The sequence below is a fragment of the Paenibacillus suaedae genome (assembly GCF_032337355.1).
In the GTDB taxonomy this organism is placed as follows: Bacteria; Bacillota; Bacilli; order Paenibacillales; family Paenibacillaceae; genus Paenibacillus_B; species Paenibacillus_B suaedae.
In genome coordinates, this window is sequence record NZ_JAVYAA010000002.1 from 1,104,567 (window position 1) to 1,130,811 (window position 26,245).

The window sequence follows — 26,245 nt, forward strand, 5'->3', positions numbered from 1 at the left end:
CACCCTCCTGTCTAAATTACAAAGGACGTCAGTGGATTCGCTGGTGCATCGGGAAACAAGTCGCGAGTATTTGTTTCTTCGAAAAGCTGCGCGAACCGCTCCTGCTGTTCTTCCATTGGAGTCTGTTTAGTTGTAAACACCGATTGAAGCATACTGAGTGCCGCCTGTTTTAGTTCCAGCGTCGGCTTATGACCGTTCTGTTCAACTTCGGCCAGCATCGTTTGAATGCGGCGATAAGGCTCAATGACCCCTGTCTGGTATTCCTCCTGATTCCAATTACGGTTGCGGGTACAAACCGCAATGGCCAAGCAGCGGGAGACGAAGCAAGGATATTCCAGCTCTTCGGAGAACATCAGTTTCCTCAGACCCGAACGATCCTCCTCTTTGTCATACGAATAACTGTAGATGTCTCCGGAACTCTTTTTCATCAAATTGCGAAGTACCGTACCCGGTCCCAACTCCACAACGACATTGACGCTTTGGTTCTTCAAAAATTGCATGGTGGCATCCCATTGAATCGGTTCGGTCATCTGAATTGTCAGAGCTTGAACGATCCGGTTCGCACCAGCATACGGCACAGCATTGTAGTTGGCGATAATCGGAATCCGGGGTTCGGCATAATCTATTTTCAATAATTCCTGTTCAAGTTGGAAAGCCGCCGGCTTCATAAGTGGACAATGGAACGGCGCGCTTACCTTCAATCGTATGAAGTCGGCACCAATTCCCGCCAATTTGCGTTCCGCAGCTTCGACTGCCCCGACATGACCCGAGATCACCGTCTGGGTGGGCGAGTTGTAGTTGGAAACTGCAACCAGCTCTTCCTCGGTGCTCACTTCTCGGCAGATCCGTTCGACCTCGATAGCGCTCACTCTGGAAATGGCGGACATCGCCCCTGTGCCGATCGCGGCTGATTCCTGCATGAACCGTCCGCGCTTGTTCACAATCCGTACGGCATCGGCGAACGGAATCGCCCCCGAACAGGTCAGCGCGGTAATCTCGCCAAGACTATGGCCCGCCATAAAATGCGGCCGGATACCTTCTTCCTGCATGAAAACCCGGTATGCCGCAACGCTGTAAGTCAGAATCGCCGGCTGGGTATACTCCGTCTGCTGCAACTGATCTGCCGGACCTTCGAAGCACAGTGAGGTCAAATCGAAGCCAAGGGCTTGGTCAGCCTCTTCAAACGTTTTTTTGGCAATCGGATACTGCTCGTACAATTCCTTTCCCATTCCTGTGTACTGCGAGCCTTGTCCCGGGAACACTAGCGCTGTTCTTCTCATTGTTGCGTAGCCTCCTTCAAAAATTGATCCGTAAGAACACGGAGCAGTCTCGCATAGCCGGCAGCCCATTCTTCCATTGACTTTTGACGAATTGCGCCGCTGTCATAATCACATGTGAACACGATCTTGTCCGCTTCGACTGAATATCCAAGTGTAAAGCCGAACAAATCGCTCAAGCGCTCACGAGACGTATCCAGTTCGTGTTTATAAAACAAAGGAGCGATCTCGCCAACCGCTCCCCTTATAGCAAGAGGACGGATGTCCTCCAAACCGTAGGCGTCTGCTGCCTCAGTCCGCATCCGATTAACTCTTTGAAAAAGTTGCGGAAAGTCGCTGATCTCCCGCATGTCCAACGTGAGGGGAATTAACTCGTTCTCTTTACGCGCCATCGCTTGTACAGTGATCGCCGATAGTTCCGTAATCTCTGAAAACAAGTAAAGACCCGCCGTCAGCAATATATCATCCGGCTCTACGCCATACTGCCGAGCCAATCCGTGAAGCTGATATAGCGAGCTCAGATGAAACCGCAGCGAATCCCCGTTCTCCCCGCCACTCCGATTCAGGAAGCTGCCCGGCAGCTTCAGCGTATCGACTGCAATCTGCCTCTTTTGAGCGGTTCGCTCTACTCTGGCAGCAAGCTTGCCGAGCGTTGGATAAGAGAACAGTTCTGTAACGCCAATTCGATTCGGGTAAATCTTTTCAAGCTTTGAGTGAAATTGCACTAGCGAGATGGAGCTACCTCCGACTTCAAAAAAGTTGTCATCCATGCCGATTGTCTCCAGCCCAACGATCTCCTGCCACAAATCCGCCAGCCGCTGTTCCGTATCATTGGACGCTTTTCGGAATTCCGCAACCAAGGCCTTTCTGGTTAAGGTCGGTTCCGGTAACGCCGCATGGTTGATCTTGCCGTTAGGCAGCAGCGGATAGCGTTCCAAACGCACGAATGCACCCGGAATCATATAAGGGGGCAGCCGATCGGCCAAATGCTCGCGTAAAGACGCGATCGGCAATTCGTTGTCCGCCAAATAGTAACCGACGAGATAAACTTCTCCGTCGTCCCGCTCGCGGGCCGCAACCAGCGGGGTTGCGATGCCGTGATAGCCTGCCAAAGCCTGCTCAATTTCGGAGATCTCCACCCGATATCCCCGTATCTTCACTTGGTGATCCCGGCGTCCGATATACGTCATCCGCCCATCCGCTTGCCACCGTGCAAGATCGCCCGTCTTGTAAATCCTCTGTCCCGGGTCAAGCGGGTGAGTGACAAACTTGGCCTGCGTTAAATCCGTACGGTTGTGATAGCCACGCGCCAACCCCGTTCCGGCTATACACAGTTCGCCCGCCGTTCCGAAAGGCTGTAGCTGGTCGTTTTGATCCAGAAGTAAGATTTCCGTATTGGCGATTGGCTGCCCGAGTGTTACATCCTTAGTTTCCGTAAGATCAGCCACCATTGACCATACGGTTGTTTCCGTCGGCCCGTACATGTTGTAAATTCGAGTATGCGAGCACTCGCGAAGCTTTTGAACCAGATCCATGCCGAACGCCTCTCCGCCTATCATGACATCCGTCAGCTTCGCCAATCCTTCGACAGCTGTATCGTCGTCCAGAAGCAGGCGCAATCGCGAAGGCGTAGTTTGCAGCATGTGTACACCGTGATGAAGCATCAATCGTCCGAGAGCAGCCGGATCCAGCTGCTCCTCCGCGTCCGCCAGCACTACGCACATGCCCTTCATCAGCGGCACCAGCGTCTCCAATACAAAAATATCAAATGATATGGTCGTAACAGACAAAATGGTCTTGTCCGCCTGAAAATCGATTAGTTCCGTGATGCCTGCCAGTAAATTAACTACCGCGCGGTGTTCAATCAGTACTCCCTTCGGAAGTCCTGTAGAACCGGACGTGTAAATGCAATAAGCAAGATCGTCCATTCGAACAGGAGGCCGCGCACTGTCGCCTTCAGCCTTTTCTCGGTAAAGCTCCTCATCGGCCAGATTGATCATTTCGCCACTAAACGTCGTTCGCCCGCTATACTGCTTTTGCGTCAGCAGCAAGGACGTTCCGCTGTCAGCCAACATATGCAGGATTCGTTCATCCGGATAATCCGGATCAATCGGCAAGTATGCGGCCCCAGCCTTCAAGATCGCCAACAGCCCGACGATCATTCCGGGCGAACGCTCGGCCATCAGACCGACAATATGTCCTGCCCTGACGCCTCGATCGGCAAGCTGTCTGGCAAGCCGATCGGCCCGCCGGTTAAGTTCGGCATAGGTTAGCCTTCCCGAGCGACCGATAAGCGCCGTTCGCTGCGGTGTCCGCTTCGCTTGCTCTTCAACCAGCCCACCAATCGTTTTCTCCTCCGGCAGGAGCAACGCCCCTTCCTTTGCTCTCTCCTGTAATAGGCGAAGCTGTTCGGGGTCAAGGAGCGACGTCTTGCTGACTATCGCTTCCGGCCGGTGGAGCATTTGCTTCAAAATCCGTTCGTAGATCGAAATCATGCGCGCCACATCCGCTTTCGGATATACACCCGTCACATGAGCGACCACGATATGCAGACGTTCATCTTCCATAAAGCAATCAAATTGGAATAGCGCATTCGTCCGCTCGTAGTTGCCGATATCGCCCAGCGACCGATGGCTGCGCTGTTCCCGAGAAACGCCTTCATAAACGTGCAAATCCACATAGTTAAAAATATTATCGAACAACTTGTTTCCATAGACGGCACTCTCGCCGACGGCCTGCTGAATACGGGCCAGTGAAAGCCGTCCGAACTGCTGCACCTTCGCCAGCTTCTTATCCATTGCAAGGAGCAGATCCCGCCAATTGATCAATTCGTTCATCCGAATACGCACGGGAATGGAGTTCAGAAAGCAGCCCAGAATCTTCTCTCCGTCCTCCACAAGCGGACGATTGTTCTCGACGAGCCCGACGACAAAATCGTTCTCAGCATCGTATGTGTTCATCATGCACACATAGGCAGTAAAGAGCATGGTTTTTACGGACACCCGGTTCAACTTCGCTGAATGCACAAGCAACGATTTCTCCAACTCGCCATCCAAAACAAACTCCTTACGGATAAAAGGCTCCGGCTGGTTCTCCTCCGGGGCGAACATCGGCTCGAATCGGCGGTAATCCTTCAGCTCCTCCTGCCAATATGCATTCACTCCGGGATCATCCTGGATGCTCCATTGTTCGATCAACAGATCTTTATAACTATGACGAAGCGGCTCTAACGCCGTGATGCCCCGCTTTAATCCGAAGTACACCCGTGTCAGTTCGGTAATGAACGAAGCATTGCTCCACCCGTCCATGATCGCATGATGGTAAAGCCACGCTAAGCAGAAGTTGCGCTCGTCCAGCCGGAATATTCGCAGCCGCCACATCGGATTTGAAGATTGTGTCCCCCGGAAAAAGGGCTTCTGTCGGTCTTGCTCCAAGAACGCTTTCAAGTAAGCCGTTTGCTCTTCCCTCGTAAGATGATCGAGCGCGATCACTTCCAGGTTCATAGGAACCGAACGGTGCACCAGCTGCACCGGCGCCGGGAAATCGTTCAGATTGAACGTCGTTCGCAAAATGGCATGCTTGCGAATCATGTGCTCCATCGCTTGTTCGAATATCCGTTCCGAGAAAGCCGTATCTTGAAATTCATACACGAACTGCTCATGATACAGCTGATCGTGCGGTTGGCTGACGGAATGGTAGATCATGCCTTGCTGGATATCGCTGAGCGGAAAGAAATCTTCAATTTCCTCGTTATGCAAGGAAGTGCCGGCGGCCGACGACAGCAGTCCCAGCTGCCAGTTCTCCAGCTTTACTTTCGCAGCCACAATCCTACCGTTCTCCTGCTCGTACTTCCGACGATCCAGGAAACCGGCTAATTCCCTAATTGTAGAGTGCTGATAAAACTCCAACAGTTGCAGGTTTGTCTGACAAATCTTTCTGATCGTGGAGAGGATGCGAATCGATTTGATCGAATCACCACCGATGTCCTGATAGCGCTCGTCGATGCCGATTCGTTCGAGTCCGAGCACCTCCTGCCAGACGGCTGCCAACTGCCGCTCGAGCTCATTTCGCGGAGCGACATACGCCTCGCGCTCTACATTCTCCTCCGGCGCCGGGAGCGCCTTGCGGTTCAGCTTCCCATTCGGCGTCAACGGCATTGCTTCCAGTGCCACCAAGTATGCCGGCACCATGTAGGAGGGCAGCCGCTCCGCCAAATACGTTCTTACTTCACCGGCTTCCAGGTCGCCGTCGGCCACATAATATGCGCACAGATCCTTCAGCCCTGCCTCACCGGGCCTTACCGTAACCGCCGCTTCCCTGATCCGTTCGTGCCGCAGCAGCTGTGTCTCGATCTCTCCCGGCTCGATCCGATATCCTCGGATCTTCACCTGGTGGTCGATCCGGCCCAAATACTCTACTTCCCCGTTCGGCAGCCACCTTGCCAGATCGCCCGTCCGGTACATCCTCTCTCCTGGCGCAAACGGGTTATCCACGAACCTCTCCGCCGTCAGTTCCGGACGGTTCCAATACCCGCGCGCCAGGCCGACTCCGGCGATGTACAGCTCGCCCGGCACCCCGACCGGCTGCAACCGCCGGTGGCCGTCCAGCACGTATATCGAGATGTTGTCGATCGGTTGGCCAATTGGAATACGCGCCGACTCCTCCACGCATGAGCAGTTATGGTACGACACGTCCACCGTCGCCTCCGTCGGTCCGTACAGATTGACTAGTTCCGTCCCCCACGCATCCTTCAGCAAACGGCCGAATCGGCTCGCCTGCTTAGCCTGCAGCGCCTCCCCGCTCGCGAACACCCGGCGCAGCGTGCGCAGCCGCCCCGTATCCCCGGCTTCCTCGACATGCTCCAGAAACAGCTGCAGCATCGAAGGCACGAAGTGCATCACCGTTACCCGGTGCCTCTCCACGCATCGCGCAATCGACTCTGGATTTTTCTCCGCACCCGGCTCCGGGAACACCGCCGACGCTCCCTGCATGCCCCACCAAAACAACTCCCAGACCGACACGTCGAAGCTGAACGGCGTTTTTTGCATGATGACGTCATCCTCCGCCAGCGGGAAGCGCCTCTGCATCCACTGCAAGCGGTTGATTACCGAATGATGCTCGATCATCACGCCCTTGGGCTCGCCGGTGGAACCGGAGGTATAGATCACATAAGACAGATCATGCGGCCCCGACGTGGCGGATAGATCCTCACCATCCCCCGAGTACAGCGTCTCGTCCGCCAAGTCAAGCTGCTCGCCCGAGAATTGCCCCGACGGCAGTTCCCGCTTGCAAGTGAGCAGCAGCTCCGCACCGCTGTCTCGGAGCAAATAAGCGATCCGTTCCTCGGGATATGCGGGATCGATCGGAACGTAGGCGCCGCCCGCCTTCAGGATGGCCAGAATGCCGACCATCATCTCCGGCGAGCGCTCCAGCAGAACGCCGACCAACCGTCCCGGCTTCACGCCTTTGTCCCGCAGCGTCCGGGCGAGCTGATTCGCCCGCTCGTTAAGCTCGCGGTAGGTCAGCCGCTCCATGCCGTCCGCGCCGAACACGGCCGCCGTCCGCTCCGGCGTGCGTGCCGCCTGCTCCTCGAACAGCCGGTGCAGCGTCGTATGCTGGTCATACTCCGCCTTCGTCCGGTTGAAACCATACGCCAACGTTTCGAACTCATGTCTCTCCAGCATCTCAATTTCGGAGAGTGGCTCTTCCGGCCGGAACAATGCCGTTTCCAGCAGGCGTTCCAGATGCACAGCCCAACGCCGAACACTTTCCAGTTCGAACCGGCTCTTATCGAAGCTGAAGTCAACCCGAAGACTCCCGTCAAGCGATATGAGTAGGACCGCTACCTCCGCTGTACCGTCTTGCGCCTGCCCCAGATCTTGAATGCGATCGAACCCCACCAAAGTTCGAATCAGCGGTTCCCCATCATGTTCCGGAAGCAAGTTCCCATGCTTCATCATGTGATGGAGCGGATAATTCTGATGATCGTTCGCTTCGGTTATCGACTGCTTGGTTGCCATCAGCGCATCCTTGAAGTTGCGGCAATTTTGCAACGACGTACGAAGGATGAGCAACTTGTTCCCCGCTCTGCTCTCCTCGTCCTCCTGTTGAAATACAGGCATTCCCGTAACTACATCCGGGCTGTTTGTATATTTTGACAGAAGTATATGAACGCCTGCGGCGAAAATCATGAACAGGGCATAGTCGGAACCTTTGCTCATGTACGTCAGCCGGTCTGAAATATCGGAACTTAAAGAAAAGGACATGAAGACCGTTGTTCCCCCCACGCCAGATGCACGGCGTTCAGAAGGAAATGCGCTCATGACCGGTTCTCCTTCCAGCTTCTCCTGCCAATAGGCCTTCTCATTGCCGGCCTTTCCGCTCGCCGCAAGGACGTTGTTTGAAAGCTTGTCGCTCATGTAATCCCCCATCCCATCGAGCCGTTTGAAAATCAAAATTTAAAATCAATTTCTGCTGGAAGCACATTTTTCAAGACAGGCACTCGGGCCGGCCATACGATGTCACGGATTGGCACGTCCGGGTTATTCACGACCTCCTGCAATATGTGGAGCAACCCCGCCCCCCAATGCTCGACGGTTTCAGACCGGAATAAATCCGTACAATATTCAAAAACCAACGCCAATTCGTCCTTATCTATAGTCGCCTCCAACGTCAAATCCACCTTCGCGATACGATGAGGGATCGGAAAGGAAGAGATGCGAAGAGGATTATCGTCCAACACGGTCTTATACTCGTTATGCATAACGAACATGACATCGAACAAAGGGTTGCGGTTCAACTGGCTGCCGAGTCCCAAGCGACCGATCAGGCGTTCGAACGGATATTCCTGATGCGCATATGCCGCCAAGGCATTCTCCTTGACTTGAGCGAGGAATTCAGCGAACGTCAGCCCGTCCTTCGGCCGATTCCGAAAAACGACGGTATTGGCAAACATCCCGATCAACGGCTCCACTTCGAGGATCGTCCTTCCCGCGATCGGCGACCCCACGACAATGTCGTCCTGATTAGCGACCTTTGCAAGCAATACGTTGTAAGCGGCCAAGAGCAGCATGAACATGGTTGTCTCTAATCCCGCGGCGAGCCGCTGCAACTGCTCCAGCGTTACGCAATCTGCCGTAAAGATGCGCTTGTCGCCCGCGAAGCTTTGCAGCACCGGACGCGGGTAATCAGTTACCATGCCGAGATCCTGTACTTTATCGGCGAACTGCGACAGCCAGAACGCCTCGTGAGACTCCATCTCCTGGCTGTTCATCCATTTATTATGCCAAACCGAATAATCCTTGAACTGCACTGGCAGAGCGGGTAACTGTTGTCCGCCGTACAGGGTCATAAATTCCTCCGCCAAAATACCTACCGAAAACCCGTCTGCAATAATATGATGCAAATCCACGACCAACACATAGCTTGATTGAGACAGAGATATCAGCAAAATTCGTAGAAGCGGAGATTTGTTTAATTTAAATGGCCGGATGCTGTTATGAACGATCTCCGTCACCTGATATTCATCCGCCTCCATATAGCGGATCGGCGAGGCAATTTGAGCAGCTATTTTTTGTACGGGCTCCCCATTCTCAAGCTCAAAATAGGTGCGCAACATCTCATGCCTGTCGACAATCGTCTGGAACGCTCGTTCGAAACGTTCCCGCTCCAAGCTTCCTTCGATACGAAGCACCATTGTGACGTTGTAGGCCTGCTGCTCAGGATGCAATTCATGCAGGAAATACAAACGTCGCTGTGCGGAGGTGACAGGGTAGCTGGAAGCCGGCTGCGCTGGCGGGATGGAATGGCTGCTTATTGCTGAATTTCCGCCTTCCCGCTGTTTCTGCGTCAGGTAAGCGCTCAGCCCCGCAATCGTCAAGTTTTGCAAAAACTCGACGATACTAAGCTGGACACCTAGCTCTTCGCGAATGTGATTCACTATTTTAGTTGCAAATATCGAATCACCGCCAAGCTCATAGAACGTGTCATAAATATCCATCTGCTTTACGCCCATCGTTTGCAGCCAAATCCGGCCAAGTGTCCGTTCCATATCGCTGTAATCGCCATCGGGTCTGCCAGTGAGCTCTGCCGATTGCACGATGGCGGATCGGAATGCCGGCTGCTTGCGGCCGTTTTTCTCCACCATTCTGTCGAGATCTTCCATCAAATCGGCGTGCAGGCGGATCGGGAATCGAGGCTGGCTCAGCAGCGGACGAACTTTAACAAACTCCTTGCGGTTAATCCGACCGATCGCAACCTGCGTCAATGAACTTCCGAGTGCTTTCTCGAATGCCTCGATAGCCTGTTCCGTCCGAAGCGCCTGAAAAATATGCTCCTGGTCTGCTATGCCGAAATCAACTCCCATGCCGGTTTCTTTCCAAACCGACCAGTTGATTGCCAGCGTTCTGCCGCCTCGCTTGGCCCGCTCGGCGGCAAAAGCGTCTAAATATACATTGGCGGCGGTATAGTCGCCCTGACCGAAGCCGCCCGTCAACGCCGTAATCGCCGAGAACATCACAAAAAAATCAAGCCGGTCACTCTTCGTCGCTTCGTCTAAATTCCGGGTACCATACAATTTCGCACTTAGAACCCGGTCGAATTCAGCCTTCGTTTTCGACCAAATCATTCCGCTGCCCGGTACGCCTGCACAATGTACAATCCCGTTGATTCCTCCGAAACGCTCGCGTAGACCGGCAAGCAACTGCCGTACAGCCTGTTCATCCGCGACATTGGCCTCACAGAGCAAGACCTTCGCTCCCGATGCTTCGAGTTCCCGTATAGCCTCGATTTTTCGACGCTCCTTCTTGGGGTATCCCCGCTTCAGCAGATGCTCCCACTCGCTTCGTAACGGCATCGGAGTTCGGTTAACCAAGGCCAGCGTCACCTGCTTCTTGGAGGCCAGCCATTTGGCAATTTCCAGACCCATCCCCCCAGCACCGCCTGCTATTACGTAAACGCCTTCCGAACGGATCGGCACCTCCGCTGTTTTCATCGCTTCTTCGGGTATAGCCGCCAGATGGTGCAAATACCGACGTCCCTCGCGATAGGCCACGATATAAGGCGGGTTTGCATCACTCAATTCGGCCACCAACTGCTCGCCCGTCAACGATTCGTCCGCATCCAGGCAGCGGCAACTCCAATGAGGGTGTTCGGCTGCCACCGACTTGCCCAGTCCGAACATGGTCGTGTACGCCGAATTCAGCTTTTCTTCCCGTTTTGTTATCGCATGACCGGTAGGAGCGGCCAGAACAAATTCTATGGCATCTCCGGCATGCGTTTGATTGATAGCTTTAAGAAGGCAAAAAAGACTGTTTCCGCTTCGGTCTAATTTCCTATGCAAAGACGAGATCCCTTCGCTTTGGTCAAAGGAAAAGAAGTGAAGTACATGCGTAATCCGCTCTCGCTGGAGAGCTTGCATCAGCCGGAGATAATCCTCTTCCTTGGATGACACTACAAAAGACGCCGGATCATATTGCCGGTATTCCTCGCCAAGCTCAACCGTGATGAGGGAAGCACCTGCCTCGCGCAGGCTAACCGCCCATTTGTCCGACAGACTGTCCTTCCCTTTCAAAAGGAGCACCCGGCCCTTCCAATAGACGGGCTCGCACCGTTCGATCGGTTGTTCCTCCCATTGCGCCCCAAAAAATAACCCGTCGGCGCCTACGAGTTCAGGGAGCTCCAGCCAGCATCGGATGCGATCGAACGGGTAGAGGGGCAACAAAACCCGGCGCCTAGCCGCAGGTTCATACAAACATTCCCATTCCACACTGGCTCCTTGGACATAAAGACGGCCGATCTGCTCCATTATGGATCTTGTTGGGGCTTCCGCCGTTACAAGGCTCACTAACTTCCGTGCTTGCTCGCTGTAAGCTGCGGCCTCCGCTTCGGTCAGATCCCCTTTCTCACGCGGCGTTTTACTGGCGGGAACCAAGGCATGCTCATAGTAAAATACACCCTCGGTTTCCGTATCCAGCCCGTACTCCGTCAGAACATTTAGCTTCGCAAGCAGTTCCGCCGCATCGACGGCAACGACCGCCACACGATGACGAAAATGACCTCGACCCGTACTTGCTGTATAGCAAATAGCGGCGAAATCCTTCTCGTCTGCTCCCACAAGCAATCTTTGGTATTGGACGAGCAACGATTCCATTGCGGTTATACTTTTCGCCGAGACTGTAAAAATACGCGGACTAACCGTTGCAGCCGTCCCTTTGACGCGGGGCGCTTCCTCTAGAACGACGTGAGCGTTCGTACCGCTTAGCCCGAAAGAGCTGACACCACATCGACGCGATCCATGCACGGTTTCCCATGTCTCCAGTGAATCTTGCAAATACACCGGAGAATGCTGAAACCGTATGTTTCGGTTAGGGCGAAGAAAATGAATCGACGGCGGAAGCTCTTTGTGGTGGAGTGCGAGCGCCGCCTTAATCAAGCCCGCAATGCCGGCTGCCGCATCCAGATGCCCGATATTCGGCTTCAACGATCCGATACCGCAAAATTGCTTTCTATCCGTAAAACGGCGGAACGCCTGGGTTACACCATCGATTTCTATCGGATCCCCGAGCTCTGTTGCCGTGCCGTGCGCTTCGATATAACCGATCGTCTCTGGATTTATACCGGACGCCTTCCAAGCCCGTTCGATGACGCTAGCCTGCGCGCTGGTGCTCGGCGCCGTGATGCCGTTCGTGCTGCCATCCTGGTTGACCGCGCTGCCCTTTATAACGGCGTAAATATGATCTCGGTCGTCAACAGCTTGTTTAAGCGGTTTAAGCAGTACCGCCGCAACCCCTTCTCCGTCGCTCGTCCCATCGGCCCTGTCGTCGAAGGTGTAAGCTCTGCCAGTGGATGATTTCCCGAATTTGGGCTCGGAATTCAGCGGGAGGAGATTGAGGCTGACTCCACCGACAAGCGCGATCTCGCAGTCTCCTGTACGAAGCGCCTGCGAAGCGAGATGAACGGCGACCAGAGAAGAAGAACATGCCGTGTTCACCACCATGCTCGGTCCCGAAAAATCCAGAAAATAAGAAATCCGGCTCGCTACCATCGCGGCCAAATTGCCCGGCAATGCGGCGTTCATCGACTCCGGCTCCACATCGCGAATATATTGATAGTAATTCTCGACAAGATTTACATTCTGTCCTACGTATACGCCGACTGCTCGGCCTTTTATCTTATCGCCCGCATACCCGGCGTCCTCTAGCGCTTGCCATGCGCATTGCAGAAACAGGCGCTGGCCCGGATCCATCAGGCCGGCCTCTAGAGGCGAAAGATTGAAAAAGCGATGGTCAAACTTATCGATTTCATCAAGAAATCCAATTTGCGAATACAAATCATCTTCGAGATCCAACCCTTGGAACGAGAGGTAACGATCCATATCGCGGCGTCTATGTTTCGAAATGCCGCTAATGCAGTCCTTCCCTTCCCGGACATTCTCCCAGAACTCTTCAACTGTTCGTGCTTGCGGGAAATCAAGTGCAATGCCAATCACTGCAATATCCCGGGATGAAATCTGGGCTACTTCCTCGACCGCCTCATCGTTCTTGGCATCTCGAAGGGTAAGACCTTGAACATTCAGCATAGGTCCCCTCCACAGGCTATTAGTTATCGTAAAGTCATTAATTTCGGGTCAAATGATTACAGACGCATCACGGCAGAAAGGGAAGTCTGCTAGCCGTTCTTCTGTTCCGGTATCCGCCAATATTTGACGGAATCGCCGCATCTGCTCTTCTTCCGGCACACCTTTCGTACGCAAGATCTCGCTCAACCAGGTCAACGTCTGCCTCATCTGATCTTCAGTCGGCTCCATACCATTCTTCTCCAAATCGGCTTGCAGCCGTTCGATTTGTTCGTAAGGAAATTCGACACCGAGACGGTACTGTTCATTGTCGAAATTTCGATTGCGGGTCGCTACCGCAACAGCCAAGCTGCGGGTGACGATTGTCGGCGTATGCGGGTTGCGAACCATCTGCAAACGTTCCTTGATTACTAAGCGATCTTCCTTCTGTCCAAAGGACATCGTGGTAATCCCCATACCCGAATCGATTAGATCCGACAGCACTGCTTTCGGCCCCATCTCGATCACTAACCTGACGCCTTGTGCTTTCATAAATGCAAGCGTTTCTGACCATCGCACAGGCTCCGTCAATTGAAGTGTCAAATGATCTACGATATGCTGCGGTACCTCATAAGGGAGTGCGGTTACGTTAGCGACTACCGGAATGCGAAAATTACCGAATGTTTGATTGGCTAACTCCTCTTTCAGTTGAGGCGCCACATCCGCCATAAGCGGACTATGAAATGGCGGCGTCATCAGGATGGGCGTAATTTGTCCGTTCAGAACAGCCAATTCGTCTTCCGCGCGAGCGACCGCCTTTTCGTGCCCGGAGATAACGAACTGATTCGAACCGTTTATGCAGGCCAGCGCAAGTGCTTCCTCGGAAGCGGCCTGTCGCCGACAGGCAGTCTGTACATCCTCCAGCTTTACGCCATTGATGACAGACATCATGCCGTTCTTTACCTGCGCGGCCAACAGACTGCGCTTATGCACCAGTTTTACGGCATCCCCAAATGCAATGGCCCCGCTGCAGGTCAGGGCCGAATATTCGCCAAGGCTATGCCCGGCCAAATAAGCAGGCTGTTGTCCTATTTCCTGCATATAAACGCGGAACGCGGCGACGCTTACGGTCAATATTGCGGGGAGCATGTTTTCCGGCCGATTCAGCTCCCGCAGGCTTCCTTCAAAGCAAATTTTTTGAAGATCGTATCCTAACGCTTCATTGGCTTCGGCGAATGTCATCTTCGCTGCTTGGGATTCACGATACAACTCCCTTCCCATTCCGATATATTGCGAGCCTTGGCCTGGGAAAATAAACGCGATTTTCTCCACAAGATCACTCCCTATTCCACCACTTGCACGGTTACGTAATCAGGAAACTTACCGAGCTGTGAAAAATTGTTTTCCAAAATCACACCGCCGTCGCCAAAAGAGGCAACTTCCTGGAATCCGGCAAATTTGAACGTAATATACATCATCCTGTTTCTGTCATTGGAGATAAACTCAGCCTGAAAACGGGCTCCCGCTTGCTTGGCCGATTGTAAAAGATGCTGCAGCATGATCGAACCGACGCCACGCGACATAACGCGGCAAGACATCAGCAGCAGCTTAAGTCTCCAGACTTCTTCATCAAGCTCAACCAAGGAGAGGCCGATCGTACCGTAAGTGCCGTAAATATCTTCAAGGCTTGCAACTAACAGCTTGTGGCGATTGGATCGGGACAGGGCTTCCAACTCGTTGAACGAGTAAGTATAGCCGGTCGTGTTTAACTGATTGGTACGAAGCGTCAATTCCTCCGCCCGCTGCAAATCCTCGCTGCGGGCTGGGGAGATTCTCATGACCATGCCTAGAGTCGCGAGAAACTCTTCTTGGGGACCTTCGAACTCCTTTTCGGCCGTATTTCTCTTGTAGTCACTCATATACATCAGCCGTCGGTTCTGGGATTCCTCCGTCACAAAATCCGGCATCAGCTCCGGCAATTCCAGCAGCGTATCCAATTGATTGGCATCGAGACAAAGAACGTCAGAATATGTGAAAGCGACCTCTTCGCGTTCAAATGGTTGATCGTCGATAAAAGCGAACGTGTCGAAACCTATGTTCAGCGATTCCTGTATGACGCTGATCGAAGAGGATTTTGAATTCCAATTGATTTGTGGAAAAAGAAAATATTCGCTTAGCCCGAGTTCCTTCAGCTTTCCAATGGCCGCCGCATAATCATTTTTGCTGGCGACCGACTGAAGGATGCCTCTCCGATCCAACTCCTTGATGACCTCCGCAGCCCGATCCTTCAGTCTGACATTGGAATCCTCGAGAAGCACGCCTTCCCAAAGGGTATTGTCCAAATCCCACACCAAACATTTAATTTTCCGATTCCCCCGTTGTGCGTTTTGTTTTGCTGCCACAGCTTCCATCTGAATGAATCCTCCTTACGATTTTCAAGCTAAGAAAAAAATTAAATTATTCCGCTAAGGGCATTTTCGATTCGATCAAACGCATAATGGCATTAATACTTTGAAAATTCGCCATGTCGAGCTCGCTATTCTCCAAGGTAACGCCGAGCTCGCTCTCCACAAACATTACCAATTGCATTGCGAACAAGGAGTTGACGATTCCGAGCTCAAACATGTCCTCGTCATCCCGCAGCTCATGCTTTCTGGAAAACCTCGAAATGTATTTCTTTAATTTGGATTTTTGCTCTTCCATTGAAATCTCTCTCCTTTGTTTAAGGAACTTCTACCATCATTTGATGATCACTGTGCTGCATCTGCTTGCCGCGTTCAAGCTTGATCAACGTATCGGCAACGTGGAAGTACCGGTCATCATGCGTTATAGCGATAATGCATTTTCCCTGAGCCTTTAGTTCGGGCAAAATTTCATGATAGAAATGGCGGCGATACTCCGGATCTTGGTCGGCCGCCCACTCATCAAACAAGCAAATCGGCTTGTCTTCCAAATAAGTAAGCAGCAGCGCCAACCGTTTCTTCTGGCCAGTTGACAGCGAAGTGGTCGAAAAACAACCGTCCCGCACCGTTACCTTGTCTTCCAGCTGAAGGCGATGAAGCAGAGAAGCAATCTGGTCTTCCTTGTCCGAACAATCAATCCCGTACAACCGTTCAAACAAATAGTAATCGCTGAAAATAGCCGAGAAACAGCTTCCCAGCTCTTCAGGAGCCAAGGCTTCACCATTGATGGCAATGTGGCCGGAGACCGGCTTGTACAAGCCGGTAATCAGCTTGGCCAGCGTCGTTTTACCGCTGCCATTCCCCCCCGTTATGAAAGTAATCGTTCCCGAACGACACGTAAGATCGAAAGGGCCTGCCGTAAACGGAGCGTCCCCGCTTTCTGTGTAGCCGTAGCATATTTCGCTAGCTACAAGCTCTACGTTTGCATCTGAGGCCAAATGCACCTTCACCGCTCTGTGTTCGCTCTGAAGCAGAGCAACTTCAGAAGAGAGCTCCTGAATGCGGTTCCATGAAATACGAACCTGTAAAAACATCGGGTAGGCGTTCAATATTCCGTTAACGGGGCCTGCCATGTACAGAAACACAAATACGTAGATTTGAACTGTCGTAGTAAGCAAATTCGGGAAAAATAATGGAAAAAGGAACGCTACCGTTCCAATTACGACCGTGAATAACAGCTCTCCTGCTATATTGACATTTGCGAACCGTACATCGCCTTCCGTCCTTTTTATCCGGTAAGTATTCGAGCTTTCCTTTACATGAACCTCAAACTCATTTTTTTTGGACTGGCTGAGCCGAAGCTCCTTAAAGCCTTTTAGCATATCGTTGATTAAGCGAAAGAACACGGTTTGGATTTCGCGTGTTTCCTCCCAAAGCTTCTCCGCTTTGCTTCCCAAAAAAAAGTACAATCCAGCCATTGTAACTATGACTCCGATGGAGAGAAATAGAGCGTAAAGACTGAGCATTCCGAGATAGATAAAGCAGCAGATGAGCGTTACTAGGGAGATTGTGCCCGCAACCATCACGTTAATGGAACGGCTTACCGTTTCCGTATCGTTGTTCAGCACGGCATGCAAGCGCCCATCTTCCATTCGCTCTAGCTTCTCGTACGGCGTCTTCAGTATTTTGCCGATCAATTCCGTACGCTTGTCATAGACCAAATTGTTCGTCAGGATAACCAGCTTGGTGCTGATGTATCGCTGACCGTAAACGTACATTAGGATACCTAACGCAAAATAGAAGAGAAGCCCGTTCGTCAAGTTGTCGTTTCGCCCAAAGGACTGGTTAACGACGAAGATAATGAACGCATTGCCAAATCCGCTGACCATGCCGAGCATAAGCAGCGATACGTATGGTTTTTCCCTCTTTATAGCGAACAGTTGCGTCAAGAGATGATAGAAAGTATAAATGACTCCGAACGCGGCGGCGGCGATGATTGCCGGTACCAGCGTGTACGGAGCCCAAACAATGAGCGCGCTCCACGGTAGCTTATCAAAAAGAATCCTCGGCAATAAATACAAACCGACCAGATACAATGTCAAAAAAAATAATGCAGCGGTCAACCTAGCCGCTTTCCAGCCGCTCACTCCAGTCCAGCGCCGCTTTCCTTTGCCGATTTCCATCATGCAGCGTCCAATAAAGAACAGAAGGGCCAGCAGCACAAGACCAAATACGACTAAAACTACGGAAGCTATCTTGTCCACCTTGCTGAAAGTGTCTGGCATAGGGGCGACTGGGGTTCGCCCGTGCATAATCGACATGACGCCACGGGCAATCACCTCGGTATGGTCGGAGTTCATATTTGCCATGACCGCAACGCCTAGTTGGCCATCGTTGCGCATTACAATATAAGATGAGAAGTTCGGATTGCTCCCGCCATGCGCTATTTCACCGCCGCCTGATTGATAGATCGACCAGCCAGCAGCGTAGGAAGATCCGTCAACATTTGGAGATACGGTGTTGTCGATTTCATGCGATAATTGGATCAGATTAGCGTCGATCCCTGGTGCTTTGACAGCTCCTAGTTGGATTGACATCCATTTGGCAATGTCTGTCGGAGTTGAGTTCACGTAACCGGCCGGTATATTGCCGCGATATCTCGGGGCTTGATAAGCGTGAGGACGCAGAAACCCAAGCTTATACCCTGTTGCAAGCCCGTTTTGTACCGCATCCCCGTAGTGCATAAAGGTGCTGCCGAGCCCAAGCGGCCGAATAATACGATCCTGCATGAAATCCTCAAATGGCATACCTGCTACTTCCTGTATAATCAAACCGAGAATATCGTAATTAATCGTTGAGTATATGAAATACTCGCCTGGTTGAAGCCTTTTGTCATGCCAAAGCTCTTTTCCTACAAGCATGCGAACAGTTTGCTCCAACGCGTCGTCCGCATTCGATGCCGGTATATGGCCGATCGTATCAGGCGGAATAGCCGATGTATGGTGCAATAGTTGCTCGATGGTAATATTAACTCGCTTTCCGTCATCATTCATATAAAACCAAGGCAAATAGTTGCTTACCGGATCGGTCAGCTTGATTAGGCCCTGTTTCTCCAATTGAAGAACGGCTAAGCCTGTGAACGCTTTCGAATTCGATCCCATTTCAAATACAGTGTTAGCCGTAACGGGTAGCTTTTTCTTTACATCGCTGTAGCCCAAAAATTGTTCGTATACAATCTTTTCTCCCTGTACAACAACGACTGCCATGCCGGGGATTTTGGCATTTTCCTGCATTTCATTAAGGTAATGATCGAGCTGTTCTTTTCGATCCGCCGGCTGGGCGACCGCAGAAAAAAGGGGCGTGAGCAAACAGCTCAACATCATCATTGCCGCAACGCCCAGAACGAGCTTTTGCTGGATATTCATTAGATAATGCCCTCCTTATGCGAACAAACTGTCCAGTTCATCCTTATTTAGACTTGTCGTTTCAAAATCGGAAGGCGTAAAATCGATATCCGTTTTATCACTGCAATGACGGACAAGCCGTTGAAGTTGCTCAATATAGTAATGAGCGAAGTGTTCAACGGTTGACGGCTGAAAATCTTTCGAACTGTATGTAACCGACACCTTCAGTTGCTTGTTCTGAATGTAGAGCACCAGATCCAGCAGCACGGCAAATGTATTTTCGGCAGCCTGCTCTTCGCCGGTAACATAATCAGCTAGTTCAAAAATCGTACTCTGCATCTGGTTGTCGATTTCACCAAGATAATTGAAGCGTATCGTTCGCGCCGCAAGTGGTGGAAGCTTCCGGGCTAGTGTCAGCGCGCCGTAACCGATTCCCTGATTGGGTATAGCGTGGAGTTGCTCTTTAATAGTTTTAAGCTTCTCGCCAATGTCTGCATCGGGCAAATCCAACCGTGCCGGATATATCGAAGTAAACCAGCCGACGGTACGTGATACGTCTATACCGTCAACGATCGGTTCGCGGCCGTGCGCTTCCATCTCTATCGTAAATTGCCGTTTCCCGTTCATTGCATTGCAGGTTAGTGCCAATGCAGTTACAAGAAGATCGAGCGGCTGAGTATTGTACGCTCGGTTCGCATTTTTCAGCAATCTCGCTGTATCTTCACTGCTCAATTCTGTATATAGCGTTTTAGTATCACCGATCGTACTCACACCGCTCTCGTAATCAGTCTTCAGCGGTAGTTCAACCGTTTCAATAATAGTCTGCCAATAAAACAATTCGCCTTCGGCCTTACCGTGGCTATAGGCGGCCACCGCTTCGGCCCACACTTGATAGGAATCTGTCCAGCCAAGCGGCGGAATCTGCTGGTCGGCTAGCCTAGCTTGCAGCATCCGTTCCAGGTCATCCAGCAGAATGCGCCAAGAAACTGCGTCAACGATCAAATGGTGGGCCGTCAAAAAGAGCAAGTCCGTTCCTCTGCCGTTCTGAAACAACGTAGCTTTGAACAACGGTCCATCGCTCATATGGATACTTTGCTTACAAGCAAGCGAACGCTTGTATATGACGTTTTCTAACTCGTCCTCCCTGAAATCGTCAAGTGTCACTACTTCCAAGTTGATTTCATAATCAGGAAATTCCCCAAAATAACGAAGTAGTCCTGTTGATTTGTCCAGCTTTAGCCGCAGTGAATCGTGATGATAAGCAATATCCTTTAAGGCAAGACTGATTTGTTCGGGAGATGCTCTACGCTTTACCGACAGCAAAACTGACTGATTATAATGATGTGGATTAACAAGAGCTTGTGAAAAGAACCATTCTGTTATAGGGGTCGGTCGAACATCGCCTTCGGCAGCTATTCTTATCTCTTTGGAACTGTTGCGCTGCTCGATTACAGTCAAAAGTTCACCGATGACTGGGAATGACAAAATGTCTTTAACCTGCAAGCTAAGTCCTGCTTCGTTCAGCTTCACCATTACTTGGATTGCCTTGATAGAATCGCCGCCCAGCCGGTAAAAATTATCTTGCAAAGAAACATGATCGGATTGCAGCACAGCGCTCATAACCTTCAGCAAAATTTCCTGGCGTTCGTTCGGCGCCGATTGATCCGTAAGCTGCAACGCCGCCTCAGGATCAGGAAGCGCTTTGCGATCCACCTTTCCGTTGAGGGTCATGGGAAGCACGTCTAAAAACACGATATATTGCGGAACCATATAAGCAGGTACCCAATCCAGTAGCGTTTTTCTCACGGTAAAAGCAGACATGTCTCTCCTATTCGCCACAAGGTAGGCCGCCAACGCAGTGGTTCCTTCTGCATCAGTACGAGCGATTACAACAGCTTCACGAATTCCTTCAATTCTCATTAGATAATTCTCGACTTCTCCTAGTTCGATCCGATATCCGTTAAACTTGATCTGGGAGTCGCTTCGGCCTACATATTCGATGCTGCCATCAGGCCGTCGCATCGCCAGATCGTCCGTTTTATACATCGTACCCACGCCTGCAAATACGTTCTCTACAAACTGCTTCCCCGTCAGCTCTGGACGCCGCAAGTAGCCTGCCGCCACCCCGTCACCAGCAATATATATCTCGCCGATTACTTCTTCCGGTACCGGCTGCAGTTGTTCATTCAACAAATAGATTTGCGTATTAGCAATCGGGTGGCCAATCGGGACGAACCCTTGGCGATCTGATTCCGGATCGAAACGATGGATGATACAGCCGACAACGGTCTCCGTAGGGCCATATTCGTTGATTATAGTTGCGCGACCGGCGAAACTGCGGTGGATGTCGGCCGCAACCGCTGACTTCAAATTCTCTCCGCCTACAATCAGCATTCGGATCGAAGACTGGGAGTTGTCACGGTGTTTAATCAGCGCCAAGTGAGCCGGTGTCAATTTAAGAACCGTCGCGATGTTATCGCCGATGATGCGTTCGAGAATAAACTCCTCTTCTGTTGCGGGATATATCGCAACGGTATTCCCGTTGATGAGCGGCGGGAAAATAGATGTAATCGTCAAGTCGAACGCAAGCGAAGAATATAAAGCCGTGACATCTCCCTCTTCTAAATAGTACGTTTTACGGGCCCACCAAGTATAGTTCGTAAGCCCCTGATGCTTGATCACGACACCTTTGGGATTGCCAGTAGAACCGGAAGTATAAATGACATATGCAGGGTCATTCGGCGAAATCGCGACAGTATACGGTTCTAGCGCCGCCTGCATCCTTTCAAGCACTCGCATATCCAACCACATCTGCTTGCCGGAATAACCCGAGTCTTCCAACCCATCAACATTGCACAACAGCATGTCCGCCTGACTGTCCTCCAACAGATAACGAATCCTCTGCCCTGGATAGGCGATATCGAGCGGCAAGTATGCAGCACCCGTTTTGAGAACGGCTACAATCGCTATCAGCGTTTCAAATGAATGATTCAAAAGCAACGCCACAACGTTTCCCTTTCCAATTCCTTCACCGGCCAGCCTGTGAGCCAGCCTATCGGCAAAATCGACCAGCTCCGCGTAAGTCAACGATCGGTTTTCCCATACTGCTGCGATCTTCTCGGGCGTTTCAACCGCTTGTTCGGCGATCAGTTGGTGAACAGGTTTATCCTTAGGATAGCACTCCTCCGTCGCATTCCACTTATGCACCAGCATGCTACGTTCCTGCACAGACATCAATTGCAGTTCGCCAATGGTGATTTCTTCCTTCGGATTGACCACTTGCTTGGCGAGCACCGTCAATCTCATAAAAAGCTTTTCCACGGCTTCATCCGTATAATCGCCCGTCTGGTAATCGAACCTTATTTCTAATTTTCCAGTTTCAGTCCATTCTTTTATCACGACCTGCAAAGAATAATGCTGCTGCCCGCAGTAAAGCTCTTCATTCTCCACCTCGCTGCCTTCCCACTCTCCGACCAGCTTAGTGTTGTAATAATTGACGCATATTTGAAAGAGTTGATCATAGCCTTTTTTTCGCAATTCTAATTCTTGAACGAGCAAATTGTAGGGAAACCTCTGATGGTAATAGCTCTCCATCAGCTCCTTATTCACACGGCCGATAAATCCGGATACCAGTTCCCCGCTCTCTACGGTTGTGCGGAATGGAAGCGTACTCGTAAACATGCCCATGATCCGCTTTTCCTTAGCACCCGAACGATTCAAGACCGGGGTACCGATGATAAGATCCCTTTGCTGCGTGATCTTATGTTGATAGAGCAGCACCAATGAGAGAAAAAAAGTGTTCAGCGAGCAGCGGTTCTTTTGAATATACTGCTTGATCGCATAAGAGAGGGATTCATCCAGCCAGAACGTTTTACGCTTGCCGCTCAGCTCGTTCGAGCTTCTCTGTAGAAAGCTTTCGGGAATCGTCCGAAACTTTTCCAGCCAATATCGTTTATTTTTCTCAAAGCGCGCCGAAGATAAGTAGCTTTGTTCTTGAACAACGTATTCCGCATATCCGCTCTCGATTTCTGGCTCGACAATCTCCCCCTTGTGAAGTTTCGTATAAAACTGATTAATTTGCTTAGTCATGATTTGAATGCTCCAACCGTCGGTCACAAGATGGTGGAATTTAACGAAGTACCCGTTAAGTTGCTCGTTAGCTTTAAAAATCGCAAACTGGAACAAGGGCTGCTCCAATAATTCAAAGGGCTTGCCAAACTCCGTTTCCGCCCACTCCGATACTGCCACTTTCGGATCTTCGCATCCAGAAAAGTCCAACATTTGCAACTGCCGTCTTCTATATTCCTCAAAATACTGAAGAACGTCGCCATCTCGTTCTGTGATTTGAATACGCACACCTCCATGACTTTCAACGAACAAATGGATAGCTTCCTCCAACAGCGCAACATCACAATTCCCTTTAATCCATACAAGACCGCCAATATTATGGATCGGACGTGTCGGGTAAATTTTTTCGATATACCATATTCGTTTCTGGGGGTGTGTTAACGGATATAACATCTTCTTTTCGCTTGCCAATTCTACTCTCGCCCCTCTCTTTTACCACTCTTACAAATAAAAAAACTTACACTCAAAAGTGTAAGTTTTTCTTGGACGGCAGTAGCGCCCTCCCCTTATACTGGAATAAATTCTGCGTTCATTATAAAAGATATGGGAATTGATATTTGGTATTCTAAGCAGTATTCTTCCATGCTCCATCCAAAATTCGATACAATCTTCCTCAAAGAAATTTGAGATTAGTATGGGACATAGTCTGGGGTTACTGGCATCGTCTGAGTGTATAATAATTGACGTTTAAACAAGGCGTCTTGTATGATCCCTATATAAAAAACGCTTTTTTAACATACTACTTTACATTTTGCAAACCTCGTATGTAATCTACAATTTCATCAATCGTGCGCAGTTTTTCTGGATCAAGATACTCGTCTGGAAACTCTATTCCAAACTCTTCTTCGATATTCACAACTAGACGTATGAATGTTAATGAATTAATTCCATTTGAAACCAAGTTATTTTCCAAGTAATTGTTAGACGGCACCTCCAAAAGTTCATTAATCATCTTTTCTATCTTTTCTCTTATTTCCATCATTAGATCTCCTCTACCTTTGTTCTTTCTTTCATTATTTTTCGTTACTATTGAAGGTTTTATCAATTCTATTCCAATATCGATCGTTTTTGTTCCTCCAAGAATGTCTATTTCAAGCTTGGCCCGATTCTTGCGTTTATCTATTTTAATAATTTTACTATCCATTCCCTTCAACGGCCCCGACAAGACAATTGTTTTTTTTCTTCTTACGAGTACTTTCGTAAATTCTAGCGTTTCATTATCATTCAAAATCCTTAAAACACGTTCCATTTCACTATTAGGAATGAATTGAAATGTGTATGCATGATCCGATGAAATCTGCAAATCTTTCTTATTGGTATAATTCAACAACCGAACTACATTAGGCATCGCTTTAATTTTATAATATAGGCTAGTATCTAATTTTGTTCGAATAAATACGTATCCAGGAAACATAGGTTTTATTCTACTATAAAAAGAACCGTTTTTCTTTTCAGGAACCTGTCTTTTCGGTACGCAACATCTAATATCATATATGCCTAATTCCTTTTGGATTAACCATTTAACTAAATCCTCTTTCCCAGAAAACACAAAGAGTACATACCAATTCATATTCCGTATCCGCCTTTACAATATGGGAATGACTCCTCAACGGGATAATGAGATCATACTTGCTTGCACACTTCTAAAAAGATATGGTGAATTATCACCCTAGATTCATTTGCCACAAATGAATAGAGAACCCTAAAAAGGCATAGCTTCGCCCATTCATGCAAATAAGATTCTGCACTACTGTCAGTATTATGTGGAAAATAAATCATTTAACGTGCCGAAACAACGATTAAATTATTTATTTGTTATCTATGGGAATGTAAGCAGTTACTAAAAAAACGATACGCTGTTGCTTCATGTCTCCTGAAGCCATCTGTTATATAAAAGACTTATATTTAGCAGGATGAGGATAACTGATAAAAATTGTTGACACATTTAGTTATCGGTATCCCCGTACGATAGAATAATGGTCGCTTTTATCATCCATGACTAAGTGGCGTGGAATCATAAAGCATTTATCTTATATTTTCAAAAAATGAGCTATACTGAAAATATTAGAAACGTCGTTTTTGAGTAGAAGAATTCTTTTTTTGCGAAGACATGATGATACAAAACTTTAACATGTTTACGAGAATATTATGATGGCATAGTTGAGGTAGTTGTCCCGTAAAGTAACTGAGATTGCTTGTAACAATATGAAATTCGTAACACATTAAAGAGAAGTTTTTATGCAGGGTAATATTACCAATACAATATATCATAAATCTTACTTTTTTATTAGTCAATATCAAAATCCCGAAGATAGATTCAGACGGAGAGCGTAAAAATACTGAGAAATTCTTAGTATCACAGCTATAACTATCGCTTTGCTACACATTGTCAAGTTGGCTTCGATCAAGCTCTTACTAAACTCTAATCGATTTTCAGCACGAAAGATTAATTCAATCTTCTACAGGGGGATATTTTTGTTTTAGTTACACAAATCTTCCAGTTGAACAGTACACGTTCAACGTGGCGGGCGCGGCAACACATTCCAAATTATCTTATACATTTTGCCTTTATTTAGATAATTCCGCGCCCTTCAAACGACCATTCGAACAAAAGGGGTTATCTGCCATCTTTCTTTTCTTCCATTATATTAGTACTAGCAAGGAATCATGAGCCTTCCCAGAAATCAATGCTCACTTCAGGTTCGCACTTGTTCCGGTGAATCAGATAGAATACCACTACTAGTTCCTTACTTATCACAATACATAAATCGTTTGGAGCTGTTCACCAGCAGCTTCGTAAAATGCGCAGCATGATCAGCGGCGACATCCAGATTATCATCGAAGCTGTTCGCCGTGACATCGCCTTGTCCGGCAATGTCGGATACAGCCTTGACGGATAATACCGGAATTCCGTATTGCGCTGCTGACTGTACAATCGCCAGCACTTCCATATCGGATACCTTCACGAGGGGGAATGTGGATCTAATCCCCTCTACCCGCTCACCCTCGCTCATGAACGAATCGAGCGTCAACACCAATCCAAAATCAAGAGCGTATGGAAGCTCTGCTGATGCCGCAGTTTGCCGCGCCACTTTCAGCCAATCCGCATCCGTCTCGTACTTGGCCGGCATTTGCGGAACCTGACCAGGCTCATAGCCGAAGCAGGTAGCATCAACATCCCCGTAAATAAACTGCGTAGCGATGATGACGTCGCCAACGTCCAATCCTGCGCCAAATGCGCCTGACGATCCGGAATTGATGATGACATCCGGCTTATACCGCTCAATTACAAGCGTCGCTGCCACTGCTGCATTGACCTTACCAATCCCGCTCTCCACTAGAATCAAGGATTGACCTTGGTACACCGCTTCTTCGATAATAACTTTACCTACCTGTGTTCTTGCTGTAATTTGTGACTGGCTTCGAAAAGGAGCCATTTCTTCTTCCATCGCTGTTATAATCGCAATCCGCATGAAGCCA

Annotated in this window: 10 protein-coding genes; all 10 read right to left on the minus strand. The window is 49.8% G+C overall.

The window, feature by feature from the left end; translation table 11 throughout:
* Positions 1 to 11: 11 nt before the first annotated feature.
* Positions 12 to 1,280 carry an ACP S-malonyltransferase gene (gene fabD / locus RQP50_RS12645; protein WP_315745657.1) on the minus strand — a complete coding sequence of 423 codons (1,269 nt, stop codon included), beginning with the start codon at positions 1,278 to 1,280 and terminating at the stop codon, positions 12 to 14.
* Positions 1,277 to 7,696 (minus strand): non-ribosomal peptide synthetase, encoded by a 6,420-nt coding sequence (locus RQP50_RS12650; RefSeq protein ID WP_315745658.1) that lies wholly within the window; start codon positions 7,694 to 7,696, stop codon positions 1,277 to 1,279. The genes fabD (RQP50_RS12645) and RQP50_RS12650 overlap by 4 nt, the downstream gene beginning before the upstream one ends.
* 32 nt (positions 7,697 to 7,728) lie before the next feature.
* Positions 7,729 to 12,855 carry an SDR family NAD(P)-dependent oxidoreductase gene (locus RQP50_RS12655; protein WP_315745659.1) on the minus strand — a complete coding sequence of 1,709 codons (5,127 nt, stop codon included), beginning with the start codon at positions 12,853 to 12,855 and terminating at the stop codon, positions 7,729 to 7,731.
* Between the two features lie 48 nt (positions 12,856 to 12,903).
* Positions 12,904 to 14,163 carry an ACP S-malonyltransferase gene (fabD, locus tag RQP50_RS12660; protein ID WP_072730467.1) on the minus strand — a complete coding sequence of 420 codons (1,260 nt, stop codon included), beginning with the start codon at positions 14,161 to 14,163 and terminating at the stop codon, positions 12,904 to 12,906.
* Between the two features lie 11 nt (positions 14,164 to 14,174).
* Positions 14,175 to 15,242: an HAD-IIIC family phosphatase gene (locus RQP50_RS12665; RefSeq protein ID WP_072730466.1), complete on the minus strand. Its 1,068-nt coding sequence runs from the start codon at positions 15,240 to 15,242 to the stop codon at positions 14,175 to 14,177.
* Positions 15,243 to 15,288: 46 nt separating this feature from the next.
* On the minus strand, positions 15,289 to 15,534 hold the full coding sequence (locus tag RQP50_RS12670; protein WP_072730465.1) for an acyl carrier protein: 246 nt from the start codon (positions 15,532 to 15,534) through the stop codon (positions 15,289 to 15,291).
* A 19-nt stretch (positions 15,535 to 15,553) separates the two neighbouring features.
* On the minus strand, positions 15,554 to 18,658 hold the full coding sequence (locus tag RQP50_RS12675; RefSeq protein WP_315745660.1) for a cyclic peptide export ABC transporter: 3,105 nt from the start codon (positions 18,656 to 18,658) through the stop codon (positions 15,554 to 15,556).
* 15 nt (positions 18,659 to 18,673) lie between these two features.
* Entirely contained in the window at positions 18,674 to 23,176 is a 4,503-nt protein-coding gene (locus tag RQP50_RS12680) for an amino acid adenylation domain-containing protein (protein WP_315745661.1), read from the minus strand.
* A gap of 328 nt (positions 23,177 to 23,504) precedes the next feature.
* Entirely contained in the window at positions 23,505 to 24,335 is an 831-nt protein-coding gene (loaP, locus tag RQP50_RS12685) for an antiterminator LoaP (protein WP_072730464.1), read from the minus strand.
* A gap of 1,177 nt (positions 24,336 to 25,512) precedes the next feature.
* Positions 25,513 to 26,238 carry a 5'-methylthioadenosine/S-adenosylhomocysteine nucleosidase gene (gene mtnN / locus RQP50_RS12690; protein WP_072730463.1) on the minus strand — a complete coding sequence of 242 codons (726 nt, stop codon included), beginning with the start codon at positions 26,236 to 26,238 and terminating at the stop codon, positions 25,513 to 25,515.
* Positions 26,239 to 26,245 lie beyond the last annotated feature (7 nt).